A 12,106-nucleotide genomic window follows, 5' to 3' on the forward strand; every position below is an offset into this window, starting at 1 on the left:
GCGGCCTACCCCCTTCTGTGCGAAGGATCGGGCTAGCGGGGCGGGTTATTTTTCACTATCATTCGGAACTCTCACACCTGCCTGATGTTCCCTGCCACATATTCATAGGCTTCGGCGTTGACCTTGGCATCCCGCGGCAAGGCTGCCCCTGCCACAGGATCGGCCACTCTGAGACTCCCGGTTCTATGGCTCCAGCTCGACGCTGACCCCGCCAACCCAGCCGGCGGCCACGTTGTAGATGAGCGCGGCGATGACAGTGACGATGCCCTGGACAAAGGCGCCGACGACAACCAGCAGGACGTAGAGTACCACGGTGGCGATCATGCCTCCGCCAAGAATCCCCAGGCCGTCGCGGTCCCCGGCCAGGCTCCCAAGCAGGCTGCTGCCGAACAAGCCAGGCAACAGCACGAACAGACAGCCGAAAAAGCCGAACAACAGACAACTAACCACGAAGGCAACCTTGAACACCGAGCCCGCGGCGATGTGGCGGATCGTGGTGAGAGAGCCGCGCGCGATCGGAGAGGGTATGGGCGCGGCCGCGCTCCGGGGCGCCGCCGAAACAGCCGCCGCTGACGGTACGGCCAAAGGCGCTAGCGCTGGCGACACAGGCGCCGGCTTCGGCGTCACCGATGTTTGTGTCGGTGCGGGCGCCGGCAGACGATACCCACATGACATGCAAAACGGTCCTGGGCCAGGATTCGGGGTACCGCAATTGGGACAGGTCATCGTGTGTCTCCTTTCAGACGGAAATTAAGCTTAGCAGTGCAACGATGGTTCATTTCAACCTCCGCATTGTGCATGCCGTCACCGCTCAGGCGCGGTGTTTTATTCTTCGATGGCTTCGGCGGGTTTCTCTTCTGCGGGCGCTTGCTGCCGAGAACCGCATTCAGGGCAGAAGGTCGCCTCGATGGGCAATTCTGCCTGGCATGAGGCGCAGCGTTTTGTGAGCGGTTGCGCTGCTTCGGCAGCCTCGGCCTGGGTCGCAACCATCGTTGGAGCAGCAGAAAGGACTGCCGGCTTCGGCTCAGACGACGAACCGGGGGGCGCAGACGTGCCTGTCCGCGTTCCGCAATCGGGACAGAACACCGCGCTGATCGGCAGCTCTGCGCCGCAGCCCGTACACCGTATCGTCTGCGGCTGGGCAATTTTGCGTCCGCCACAAGTGGGGCAGAACTGCGCGGCAACCGGCCTGGAGCTGCCGCATGACTGGCATATCTCCTCGGCCGGAGGCGCCTTGGGAATCTTGGAGCCGCACAGCGGACAGAAGGCGGCGTCAGGCGGGATGAGTTGACGGCAACTCGGACAAGGAACACCGATTTGGGCCATCGGGGCGGCTAACCTCTCGGCGCGAATCTGCTCGACGCGCGCCTCGCGCTGGTGTATCTGCAGTTCAATGCCTTCGATTTGTTGGCAAATGGCGTTGAGTTCAGGCTGAGCAAGCCCACGGCTGCGATAGGCGGCCAGAGTTGTCGCCGCCAGAGCATCCAGTTGCGTCTTGATGTCGCGCTGTAGCTGTGAGATTACTGCCTGCTCGCCGTGAATGCGGATAAGTTTGTCTGCCTCCAAGCTGGCACGGTCTGCTTGCTGACGCACAGATTTAATGAAACTCATGGCCTGTGTCTCCTGTTGATCCTCAGAAAGTCTTGCTACACTGCATAACATTATACACGAGAAACTCTCCCATGTGTCTTCCAACCTTCTGTCAAAACCCTGTCAACTTTGCGCACTCCCCACTGCCTTGCTTCAACTGCTCAAGGGGAAGACAGCATCTCGAATTGCTGACGGCAGCGAACAGGTTTTGCGAGGACAGCAACTTGTGCCAAACCGGACACACGGTCTGCGTTCAGCCCAGTCTAAGCTGAAACATCTCTCGCACCAACTGGCTGCGTTTTGACCCCACCGGCTCCGATTGCAATTGCTGGCAAATTTCGATATACCGGTCCCGGACTTCCTGGAACCTGGGAGTGCGATACATCTGCCCGGCCCATTCCAAAGCTGGCTCATCCCACAAAGAGAATATTTCGGCTGGCGCATAGTCAATGTAGCTCTTCTCCGCCCAATTGTCGCCATGCCATATCTCAAGCCAGTCTTGCTTCAGGCCGAGTAGGGCAGGAGCAGATAGAGATTATGCAACATGGTTCGAAGCAGTTTTCGGGAAGCGGCTTCTGTGTCGCCCGCCCGATACAAGGCCAATGACCAGCACAAGTGATCAAAAGGCTCTCCCATGTCGTCTGGAAGGACTTGTTCGAGCCACTTGTATGATTGGACTGCTCCTTCAGCATCGCCCAGTATCAAATAGAGTGCCCCAAGCAGGTATCGCTTGCCAGCGCCATCCTCAATGAAGCCAAAGGTCTTGATATCCTTTCGCAGCGCGCGCTCGTAGCGCCGGATCCGCTCCATGATTTTCTTCGGCTCTGTTGGGAATGCATTCATCGTTGTTGCGGTTCATCATTCAATGGAATCATCAGACTCTGACAGCTCAGCACTTGCGTAGCAAATCGTTCAGGGAAACCCACCGGTCCCGCCAGGCGCGGAACCCTCCATGGCGCTGTCATTGAATGCAGTATACTCCCCGACACCTTCTCTGTCAAGGGTGTTTTTGCCTGCAGCAGCTATTCCAACCGGGCGCACATCCAAACACAAGGAGCGCAACGACGCATCCAGGCCCGTCGCAAGGCGCGATTCGGCTGCCACCTCCGCGGTGAATACGCCTGGAAATGCTATCTGTAGCCATTCCTACTTGCCACCCGGCGCAGGTATGCTATAATCCTTTCTGCTGTTGACCACTGCGGTGGCGGCAAGCAAGGACGAATCGAAAACAGCATATGTTCAGATGTCGCTTGGATCGCACGACGACCGAGACGGCGAGGTAGACTGGGGCTGACTAAGCAACCTCTCGCACGTCTGTGCGAGAGGTTTTTTGTTTTTGTATACTGTAAGCGGGAATAGACCTCGCTTTTCTGCCAGGAAACAGGCCATCGTGCCCGCTGCGATTACCATTGCGGAGGGTGAAGCGAATGTTGGTACGCACGATGTTCAAGAGTAAGATTCATCGGGCCACGGTGACGGGCGCGAATGTGCAGTATATTGGCAGCATTACGATTGACGCCGACCTGCTGGCCGCGGCCGATTTGGTTGAATACGAAAAGGTGCAGGTGGTGGACGTGGACAACGGCCAGCGCCTGGAAACCTATGTCATTGCCGGCGCGCCCGGCAGCGGCGAGGTCTGCCTGAACGGCGCCGCGGCGCGCCTGGTCTCGCCGGGCGACAAGGTCATCATCATGTCCTACGCGCAGGTGCAGGAGCCGATCCCCCAACCCTGGACGCCGACGGTGGTCTTCGTGGATGCGGACAATCGCATCGTGCAGGTGACGGGCGAAGAGAAGGCCAACACCCGCTTCGCCGATTATGTGCCGGAGATGAGCTGAATTAAACGATGAAGACCGCAAGCGCAGCCGAGTTCAACGAGATGCCGCGCCCCACGCTGGCGATTGCCGGCGCGGGCCGTGTGGGCAGCGCGCTGGCCCTGCTGCTCGCCGGGCGCGGCTGGACCATCCGCGGCGTCTGGAGCCGTTCGCCAGACCCGGCCGGCCGCCTGGCGCAGCAGGTCGGCGCAGCCGCGTGGACCGATCCGGCGCGCCTGGCCGAGGCGCAGTTGGTACTACTGACCGTACCCGATGGCCATCGCAGCCTGCTGCCAGGCGGTGGCGCAGGTCGGCGGCTGGCGCAACGGGCAGGGCGTGGTGCATTGTTCCGGCGCGGTGGAAGTGAGCGCGCTGGCGCCCGCGCAGGTCGCAGGCGCGGTCATCGGCGGGTTCCATCCGCTGCAGGCGTTTGCCACCGTCGAGGCTGCGCTGACCGTGCTGCCCGGCAGTTTCTTTGCCCTGGAAGGCGCCGGGCCGTTGACCGCCTGGCTGCCGGCCCTGGCACAATCGTTGAACGGAACCTGGCAGTGGCTGGCGCCGGGCGCACGCCCGCTCTATCACGCCGGCGCAGTCTTTGCCAGCAACTACGTGGTGACCCTGTTCAGCATTGGCGTGCGCCTGTTGGCAGAAGCCGGCCTGACCCCGGCGCAGGCATCCTCCGCCCTCCTGAGCTTGACCGAAGGCGCCGTGCATAACCTGGCGGCCGTCGGTCTGCCCGGCGCCCTCACGGGCCCCATCCGCCGCGGCGATGCCGACACCGTGATCCGCCACCTGGACGCCCTGGATGCCACGGCCCCCGACCTGTCATCCCTTTATCGCGCCCTGGCCCGCCAAACCCTCCCCCTGGCCCAATCGCTCAATCTTGACCCCCAGGCGCTGGACGCCGTAACGCACGCTGTGAGGACAGAAATCCCAACCCGATGAATTCTGAATGTTGAGCTTGCACTCCCGACGTGCGCACGAAAAATTCCCTGGCGTTGCCTATTCAGCATTCCGAATTCATCATTCAGCATTGATGCCCCCGCCACTTTGTACTCTGCACTTTGCACTTTGCACTAAAAGGAGCCTGTTATGCGCAAGACCATTCGCCATTTTCAGCAGATGAAGGACCGCGGCGAGCGGATTCCGATGGTGACGGCGTACGATTACACGAGCGCGCGGCTGGCAGAGGCCGCCGGGCTGCCGATTCTCCTGGTCGGCGATTCGCTCGGCATGGTCATGCTCGGCTATGAATCTACCGTGCCGGTGACGTTGGACGAGATGATCCATCACGCCAAGGCCGTCGTGCGTGGGACGCAGGTCGCGCTGGTGGTGGTGGACATGCCATTCATGACCTATCATGTCAACCCGGAGCAGGCCCTCGTCAACTGCGGTCGGGTGATGCAGCAAACGGGCGCGCAGGCGGTGAAAATCGAAGGCGGGGCGCGCATGGCCGAGACGGTGCGCCGCCTGACCGACAATGGCATCCCCGTGATGGGGCACATCGGTCTGACGCCGCAGTCGGTCAACCAGTTTGGCGGCTACCGGGTGCAAGGCCGCAGCCTGGAAGCCGCGCGGCAGTTGCTGGCCGACGCTGTGGCACTGGAAGAAGCGGGCGCGTTTGCCATTGTGCTGGAACTGGTGCCGGCCGAACTGGCCGCGCTGGTCAGCCAGCGTCTGCATGTGCCCACGATTGGCATCGGCGCCGGCCCCGGCTGCGACGGCCAGGTGCAGGTGTGGCATGACATGCTGGGGCTGTTCGAGGATTTCGTGCCCAAGCACGCGCGCCGCTTCGGCGAACTGGGCAAGGCGGCCCGCGAGGCGCTGACCGCGTACGCGGCCGAGGTGCAGGCCGGCAGCTTCCCCACCGAAGCGCACAGCGTCAGCATGGACGCCGCCACCTGGTCGGCCCTGCTCGCCGCGACCGATGCAGGCCCGGCCGGCGAAGGGGTGATCGCCGGCGCGGATGCGGCCAGCAGCGAGGCGACGGTCGTCGTTTACGGGGGCAACGGTAAGCGCCGATCATGAAACAGATCAGCACAACCGCAGAAATGCACGCGGTGCGGCGCAGCCTGAGTGGAACCGTGGGCCTGGCGCCGACGATGGGCTATCTGCACGCCGGGCATGTCGCCCTGGTGAAGGCCGCCCGCGCCGAAAATGAGCATGTCATCGCGACCATCTTCGTCAACCCGACCCAGTTTGGCCCCAACGAGGACTTGACGGCCTATCCGCGCGATTTCCCGCGTGATTTTGCCCTGTTGGCCGAGGCCGGCTGTGACATCGTCTTCACGCCATCCCCCGATGCCATCTATCCGCCCGGCTTTCAGACTTATGTCACAGTGGAGGAGGTGGCGTTACCGCTGGAAGGCGCCCGGCGTCCGGGTCACTTTCGCGGCGTCGCCACGGTGGTCGCCAAGCTGTTCAACCTGACCCGCCCGACGCGCGCCTATTTTGGGCAGAAGGATGCGCAGCAGGCGCGCGTGATTCAAACGATGGCGCTCGATCTGAATTTCGACTTGGAGGTCGTGGTCTGCCCGACGGTGCGCGAGCCGGACGGCCTGGCCATGAGCAGTCGCAACGCCTATCTGACGCCGGAGCAGCGCGCGCGGCGCCGGCGCTCTACCGGGCGCTGACGGCCGGCCAGGAGGCGTGGAACCACGGCGAGCGCGACCCGGGAGCGGCGCGGTCGGATGGCCGAGGTGCTGGCCGCAGAGCCGCTGGCGCTGGTGGAGTACGCCAGCGCGGCCGATGCCCGCACCCTGGCCGAACTGCACGAATCGGCGAGCGGAAATGTGCTGCTGTCGCTGGCGGTGCGCATCGGCCGCACGCGGCTGATTGACAACCTGGTGTTGTGAATGTAGACGGGCGACTAGGCTGGCACCGCACGATGCAAAGTCCACCTGCGTGGACTAGCATCGGTGATGGCAGAAACGGAGAGGATATGCTACTGGCCGTTGATATTGGTAATACGAACATTGTGTTGGGCCTGTACGCGGGCGAGACGCTCAAGGCCCATTGGCGCTTGAACACCGTTCAAGGTAAAACGGCCGACGAGTATGCGGTGACGGTGCTCAGCCTGATGGAGCGCGCCGGCTTCGAGGCGCCCGGCAGCGTGACCGGCACGATCATCGCCAGCGTGGTGCCGGCGGTGACGCAGCCGTTCGTGGAGTTAGGCGAAAACTATCTGCACAGCAAGGTGCTGGTGGTCGGCGCCGGGGTGCGCACAGGGTGCGTGCGCGTGGACAATCCACGCGAGGTGGGCGCAGACCGGGTGGTCAACACCGCGGCCGCGCACAAGCTGTACGGCGGGCCAGCCTGCGTAGTGGATTTTGGCACGGCCACGACGTTCGACGCGGTCAGCGCGGAAGGCGATTACCTGGGCGGGGCCATTGCGCCGGGCCTGGCCATCGCGGCCGATGCGCTGGGCCAGCGCGCCGCTTCTTCCGCGGGGAGCTGACCGCGCCGCCCGATGTGATCGGCAAGAGCACGGTGCAGGCCATGCAGTCGGGCCTTTTCCTGGGCTATGTTTCGCTCGTCGAGGGCCTGGTCGCCCGCTTTCGCGCCCGCCTGGGGCCAGACATGAAGGTCATCGCCACCGGCGGCCTGGGCGAAGTGATCGCCCGCCACACCGATGTGCTGGAGATTGTGGACCCCTGGCTCACCCTCGCGGGTCTGCGCCTGATCTGGGAGTTGAATCAGGCGGGCTGATTTCCCACCTACTTGCCCTTGAACTGCGCGGGGCGGCGCTGCAGCATGGCCTGCACGCCTTCGCCAAAGTCCTGCGTAGCGATCAGTTGACTCTGCGCCCAGCCTTCCAGGGCCAGACCACGTGGGGTGTCGAACATGCCATTCAGCAGACGCTTGGCCATCCCCACGGCCAGCGGCGCGCACTGCATGATCTCCGCCAGCAGCCCATCGAGTGCGGCGTCGAGTTGATCGGCCGGCGCCACCTGGTTGACCAGGCCCCAGCGTTCGGCCAGCGCGGCGTCAATCTGGCGGCCGGTGAAGATCAGCTCTTTCGCGCACCAGGCCAACCGCCTGCGCCAGCCGCGTGGAGCCGCCGACATCGGGCACGATGCCCAGCCGGGCTTCGGGCAAGCCAGGAGGGCGCCTTCGGCCGCGAGGCGCAGATCACAGGCCAGGGCCAACTCCAGCCCCAATCCCAGGGCGAAGCCATGCAGCACCGCAATCGTCGGCAGTTCCACCTGCGCCAGGCTGTTCAGCAGCGCCTGGAACTCCTCAGTAATCTCGCGCATGTGACGCTGCCAGTCCGGGCCATACGCGGCGGGCAGCTCGAAGAAGGCGTTCAGATCAATGCCGGCCGAAAAGCCCTTGCCGCTGCCGCGCACCACGATGGCGCGCACTCCCGCCGCACGTCGCGCTTACGCCACGGCGCCGGGCAACGCCCGCAGCATGGGCCAGTTCAGCGCGTTGCGCTTGTCCGCCGATTCAAGATGATCTCGAAGACATTGTCGCGTTGCTAGGTCAAAATGAGTTCTTCTGTCATAATCTCTGATCTCCGATCTCCGATCTCTCTCATCCCGCGTCACGTGCCTGACGCCATGCGCGCCAGCCACGATGAGGTCTGTGGTCAGGCCGATGAACAGGCCATGCTCCACGATGCCGGCGCAGCCGGCCAGCCGGTCCGCCAGGCGCCGGGTCGTCCAGCGGGCCAAAGGCGCAATCCAGAATCAGGTTGCCCTGATCGGTGTGAAACAGTCGCCGTGGCTATCGCGGCGCCATGTCACCCTGCGCCGAGCGATTGCAGGAAGCGCGCCTGCGCCCGCGCCGAACGGCGTCACCTCCACCGGCAGGGCAAAGCGGGTGCAGAGCGCGGGCGAGAGCCTTACTTTCGTCCACCACGATGATTTCGACGGCTGGCCTGCGCCACGATCTTTCCGCGCAAAAAGCGCGCCGCCGCCGCCTTTGATCTGGTCCAGCGCCAGGTCTTCTCATCGGCGCGGTCAATCGTCACATCCACCACGGGATGCTCGTCCAGCGTGGTCAGCGGAATGCCCAACTGCTGCGCAGCGTCGGCGGTTGCGATGGAGCAGGAACGCGCCGACGATGTCGCGCAGGTCGCCCTGGCGCAGGCGTTCGGCCAGGCGATAGACGGGCGAAAAAATGGCTGTGCTGCCAACCCCCAGGCCAACGACCGTGCCCGATTCCACCAAATCCGGCGAGTTCGGCCGCCTGTCGTTTCAATGTCGTGCTATCCATGAATTTGCTCACTTGCCGGCGCCGCAGACGGAGCGCCACCCGTTCGTCGCGGGCCATGAACATGTCGGCCTCAGGTGGCCCCAGGTGCCCCCTCATAGAAGCTGAGCGGCGGCGCCAGTGGCGTGACTTGAGCAGGCCTTGATCGGATCAATCAGGCGCCAGGCCCCTGCCTGATCCCATCGCCGGGTGTGTGAAAAGAGAGGCGTCGCCCGCCAGGGCATCGATAAAGGCGCTCATAGGCGTCTGGCAGCGGACCGTCGCCAAAAGAGGAGCGAAAGTAGAATTCCATGTCCACAGAGCGTGTGTCCTGCACAGAATCGGGCAAATTTTTCTGGGACCGTCCGTGAAGTGCCTTCGTTGGGTTATAGGCAGATGGAGAGCAGGTTCGAAATGCAGCAGCCGCTCCGGTGTTGAACATCATGTGGGGCGGGCGGTTGAACTGGATGATGATCTCGACTTTTTGGCGGGCAGGACCTTGCCGGAGCGCAGATAGAAGGGCACGCCTTGCCAGCGCCAGTTGTCAATGTAGCAGTTGAACGCGGCGTAGGCTGGGCCTGGCGGAATTGCCCGCCACGCCGGTGGCGTCGCAGTACCGTGCGATACCGGGCGCGTACCGTGTACGGCTGACGTTTGCGGGGGCGGTTAACAGCGTACCGCCCGCATCACCTTCACCTTTTCGTCCCGAACCGCATCTGCATCAACGCAGCGGGTGGGCTACAAGCTACCAGCGCCAACAGCTGCGGCAGGGATTCTGGAACATGTCGCGAAAAACACCGGCCTGGTCATAATAACCGGCCGCGATGCTCCACGTCCACGCTTCTGCCACGGTGACCTGCACGTGGTCAATGTGGTTGCGGTTCCAGAGTGGCTCGAAGATGGTGTTGGCGAAGCGAAGAAGAGCAGGATGTTTTGCGCCGTCTCCTGGCCGTAATGGTCAATGCGGTAGATCTGAGATTCCTCGAAGACGGTTGCACCACCTCATTGAGGTGTTAGGCGCGCCGAGGCAAGGTCTCGGCCGAACGGCTTTTCGAGACGATCAGCGCCGCCAGGCTGCATCCTGTACCGTTTGCAGCACAGATCGGCGCGCGAGATGCGTGACCGCGCCAACGGAATGATGTCGGCAAAAATCGGGGTGGCGTCGCCAGGTAGTACAGGCGATTGGACGTTGGCCCGCTCTCCCGGTCATTCAAGGATTGGTGCAGGTGGCGTAAAGTCGGGCTTCGTGCTCAGACGCCGCCGGTTGTAGAACCACGTCGGCGCTAAAGTCTGCCAGGCTTGCTCATCGTACGGCCTCTCGGGGCGAATGCCCGCACGCCGTGCAGCAGCTGCGCGGGGAAATCAGCCGTATCCCATTCCGGGACGGCGCGCAAAACTGACGAGCGAAACGGGGCCGGCAGCCGCCCTTCTGGCGACAGGCCGAAGATGGCCGGAATCAGATTGCGCCGGGTCAGGTCACCAGACGCTCCAAAATGACAATGGTGAGTTGGTTTGGTGTTCGGCATGGGTTGCTCCATAGATGGATCAAACTCCAGAGGAGCCGTCTTATCACGCGGCGTTTTGACAGCATGGCCACCGAATTGATTGCGCATGGCGGCCAGCAGTTTGGCCGCGTAGCTTTCGTCCTGGCGGCTGACAAAGCGCTTCAGCAACGACAAGGTGATGACCGGTGCCGGCACATCCAGGTCAATCGCCTCGGCAACAGTCCAGCGCCCTCGCCGCTATCGGCGCCCAACCGGGAATGTCGCTCCAGACTTTGGCTTCTTCCGCCAGCGGCATTTGCGGTCAGGTCCAGCAGCCAGAGCGCACCACGCTGCCTGTCGCGCCAGATTTCGGCAATCTGGGCCAAATCGAGCTAAATCTTCCTTGGCTGCGCATGATCTCGAAGCCCTCGGCATAGGCCTGCATCATGCCGTATTCGATGCCGTTGTGTACCATTTTCACAAAATGGCCGGGCCCTGCGGCCCGACATGACCCCAGCCCTTGTCGGCGCCTGGCGCCAGCGTCTGGAAGATGGGCGCCAGACGGTCTACCATTTCCCAGGTCGCCGCCGATCATCATGCTGTAGCCTTCGGTCAATCCCCACACGCCGCCGCTGGTGCCCACATCCACGACGTGAATGCCGTCCTTTGACTGCCGGTGGGGCGCTGCGGATGTCTCCGGTAGTTGAGTTGCCGCCATCAATGATGGTGTCATCCAGGAGTAGCATATCAAGCTAAGGCAATCATCTGCTTCGGTGGCGTGCCAGCGGGCACCATCACCGCGGGCGACGCGCGGCGCGGTCAATTGCGCCAATTAACTCCGCCAGCGCTGTCACAGGCTCGACATTTGGCCCGGTCTGCGCCAATTCCAGCGCCTTGTCCGGCGTGATTATAAGCGACGATGCGATGGCCGCCACGTGCCAATCGCCGTTTACGTTAAGCGCCCATGCGGCCCAGGCCGATCATAGCTAGTTCCATGATGTCATGTCCTCTTGTGTCATTTCTTTCTTGATGACGTCCCGCCATTCGAATGAGCGGGCGGGTTGTCGACGGGCGGCGCTCTGCTGGTGCTTCCAGGTACGGAAAACCTAGTAAAGAGATCACGCCTGGCCTGGGCATCCAACGAGGGCCTCCGTCAGCCTGCCCAGCGTCTGAATCGTGCGCCGCATCTGCGCGAGATATTCCGCGCAGTGAGGGCACATCGCCAGGTGCGCCTCGAAGCCTGTTCGTGGTGCAGACAGCGTGCGCCTTCCAGGTAGTTATCGGTGACCACCCTACCAACTGCTGACAGGTCAATTCCCCCCGCATGGCTGTTCTGTTCGCGCGGGCGATCTCCCCCGCTCGCTCCAGGCTCCAGGGCTTTACGGGCTTTGGCAAGTGGCGCGCGGAGCAGAACACGCTGGTTAGTCTCGAGATGCAGGGTGTTACAGACCTCTTGGGCGCTCCAGCCATCCAGGTCGCGCAGTGAAATCACCGCACGCCGCTGAGGAGGCAGTTGTTCGATGGCCTGCAGCAATGCAGCGTGTTTCCGGCAGACAGATAGAGTTCTTCGGGTATGCCCCGCCAGGAGCGAGCGGCTGCGTCCAGCGGCCGGGCCACTGGATGGGTGGCAGATAAGAAGCGATCTGCCCACGGTTCATCTATCACAACCGCAGAGTCAGGAGCAAGAGCGGAGAAGGGGATGGTGCGACCCTCGCGCTGACCGCGGGTCTGCGCGCGATTCATCAGGATACGAAAGAGCCAGGTCTTCAAGGATGAGCGCCCTTCGAAGCGCTGAATGCCTTGCAGCACGGCCAGCCAGGTTTCTTGCACCACCTCCTCCGCCACCGCGCAGCCGGAAACGTAGCTACGCGGTGGTGATGAGTGCCTGGTGGTAGCGGTCGAGTAGAAAGCTGAAGGCCGCTTCATCGCCGGCGCGTAACGCCTCGACGAGTTGCGGATCATCGGAAAAATCAGGCATCGAAACATCAACTCTGGGGAGCGAATACAGGAGCACGATAAAAA

General features: G+C 62.9%; 10 protein-coding genes and 4 pseudogenes. 6 read left to right on the plus strand and 8 right to left on the minus strand.

Going from position 1 to position 12,106, the window contains the following annotated elements; genetic code table 11:
* Positions 1 to 183: 183 nt before the first annotated feature.
* The 3 genes from IPG14_RS10390 to IPG14_RS10400 all read right to left on the minus strand — a co-directional run bounded on the left by IPG14_RS10390 (position 184) and on the right by IPG14_RS10400 (position 2,433).
* The gene (locus IPG14_RS10390; RefSeq protein WP_343391755.1) at positions 184 to 408 is read right to left on the minus strand and encodes a hypothetical protein; all 225 of its coding nucleotides are present in this window, start codon (positions 406 to 408) and stop codon (positions 184 to 186) included.
* Between the two features lie 417 nt (positions 409 to 825).
* On the minus strand, positions 826 to 1,611 hold the full coding sequence (locus tag IPG14_RS10395) for a zinc ribbon domain-containing protein (protein WP_343391756.1): 786 nt from the start codon (positions 1,609 to 1,611) through the stop codon (positions 826 to 828).
* Positions 1,612 to 2,094: 483 nt separating this feature from the next.
* Positions 2,095 to 2,433 carry a hypothetical protein gene (locus IPG14_RS10400; RefSeq protein ID WP_343391757.1) on the minus strand — a complete coding sequence of 113 codons (339 nt, stop codon included), beginning with the start codon at positions 2,431 to 2,433 and terminating at the stop codon, positions 2,095 to 2,097.
* A gap of 587 nt (positions 2,434 to 3,020) precedes the next feature.
* Here IPG14_RS10400 and panD point away from each other — a divergent pair.
* From panD to IPG14_RS10425, 5 genes and pseudogenes are all read left to right on the plus strand, one after another.
* Positions 3,021 to 3,428, plus strand: coding sequence for an aspartate 1-decarboxylase (panD, locus tag IPG14_RS10405; protein WP_343391763.1), 408 nt, complete (start codon positions 3,021 to 3,023; stop codon positions 3,426 to 3,428).
* A 249-nt stretch (positions 3,429 to 3,677) separates the two neighbouring features.
* Positions 3,678 to 4,349, plus strand: coding sequence for a DUF2520 domain-containing protein (locus IPG14_RS10410; protein WP_343391758.1), 672 nt, complete (start codon positions 3,678 to 3,680; stop codon positions 4,347 to 4,349).
* Positions 4,350 to 4,496: 147 nt separating this feature from the next.
* The gene (gene panB / locus IPG14_RS10415) at positions 4,497 to 5,432 is read left to right on the plus strand and encodes a 3-methyl-2-oxobutanoate hydroxymethyltransferase (RefSeq protein ID WP_343391759.1); all 936 of its coding nucleotides are present in this window, start codon (positions 4,497 to 4,499) and stop codon (positions 5,430 to 5,432) included.
* Positions 5,429 to 6,259: pseudogene (gene panC, locus IPG14_RS10420) on the plus strand (pantoate--beta-alanine ligase). The gene panB and the pseudogene panC overlap by 4 nt, the downstream one beginning before the upstream one ends.
* 86 nt (positions 6,260 to 6,345) lie before the next feature.
* Positions 6,346 to 7,112, plus strand: a pseudogene (locus tag IPG14_RS10425) (type III pantothenate kinase).
* Positions 7,113 to 7,120: 8 nt separating this feature from the next.
* Here the strand turns inward: IPG14_RS10425 and IPG14_RS10430 are convergent.
* The 4 genes and pseudogenes from IPG14_RS10430 to IPG14_RS10445 form a co-directional block, all read right to left on the minus strand.
* Complete coding sequence (locus IPG14_RS10430; protein WP_343391760.1) at positions 7,121 to 7,768, minus strand: enoyl-CoA hydratase/isomerase family protein; 648 nt, start codon at positions 7,766 to 7,768, stop codon at positions 7,121 to 7,123.
* A 180-nt stretch (positions 7,769 to 7,948) separates the two neighbouring features.
* A pseudogene (gene rpiA / locus IPG14_RS10435) lies at positions 7,949 to 8,624 on the minus strand (ribose 5-phosphate isomerase A); the annotation flags it as partial.
* Positions 8,625 to 9,883: 1,259 nt separating this feature from the next.
* Positions 9,884 to 10,138 carry a hypothetical protein gene (locus IPG14_RS10440; RefSeq protein ID WP_343391764.1) on the minus strand — a complete coding sequence of 85 codons (255 nt, stop codon included), beginning with the start codon at positions 10,136 to 10,138 and terminating at the stop codon, positions 9,884 to 9,886.
* A gap of 42 nt (positions 10,139 to 10,180) precedes the next feature.
* Positions 10,181 to 11,026 (minus strand): annotated as a pseudogene (locus IPG14_RS10445) (NADP-dependent phosphogluconate dehydrogenase); the annotation flags it as partial.
* A gap of 382 nt (positions 11,027 to 11,408) precedes the next feature.
* On the opposite strand from IPG14_RS10445, the gene IPG14_RS10450 reads away from it, so the two are divergent.
* Positions 11,409 to 11,570 (plus strand): hypothetical protein, encoded by a 162-nt coding sequence (locus IPG14_RS10450; protein ID WP_343391761.1) that lies wholly within the window; start codon positions 11,409 to 11,411, stop codon positions 11,568 to 11,570.
* 2 nt (positions 11,571 to 11,572) lie between these two features.
* Here the strand turns inward: IPG14_RS10450 and IPG14_RS10455 are convergent, their stop codons facing one another.
* The gene (locus IPG14_RS10455) at positions 11,573 to 11,914 is read right to left on the minus strand and encodes a sigma factor (protein ID WP_343391762.1); all 342 of its coding nucleotides are present in this window, start codon (positions 11,912 to 11,914) and stop codon (positions 11,573 to 11,575) included.
* Positions 11,915 to 12,106: the final 192 nt, after the last annotated feature.

Source organism: Candidatus Amarobacter glycogenicus, from assembly GCF_016704105.1.
GTDB classification, from domain to species: domain Bacteria; phylum Chloroflexota; class Dehalococcoidia; order Tepidiformales; family Tepidiformaceae; genus Amarobacter; species Amarobacter glycogenicus.

Bases quoted from the DNA above. Each gene is read 5' to 3' on its own strand.
- IPG14_RS10395 (WP_343391756.1), bottom strand. From the start codon at position 1,611: ATGAGTTTCATTAAATCTGTGCGTCAGCAAGCAGACCGTGCCAGCTTG.
- IPG14_RS10400 (WP_343391757.1), bottom strand. From the start codon at position 2,433: ATGAATGCATTCCCAACAGAGCCGAAGAAAATCATGGAGCGGATCCGG.
- IPG14_RS10410 (WP_343391758.1), top strand. From the start codon at position 3,678: ATGGCCATCGCAGCCTGCTGCCAGGCGGTGGCGCAGGTCGGCGGCTGG.
- panB (WP_343391759.1), top strand. From the start codon at position 4,497: ATGCGCAAGACCATTCGCCATTTTCAGCAGATGAAGGACCGCGGCGAG.
- IPG14_RS10440 (WP_343391764.1), bottom strand. From the start codon at position 10,138: ATGGAGCAACCCATGCCGAACACCAAACCAACTCACCATTGTCATTTT.
- IPG14_RS10450 (WP_343391761.1), top strand. From the start codon at position 11,409: ATGGCTGTTCTGTTCGCGCGGGCGATCTCCCCCGCTCGCTCCAGGCTC.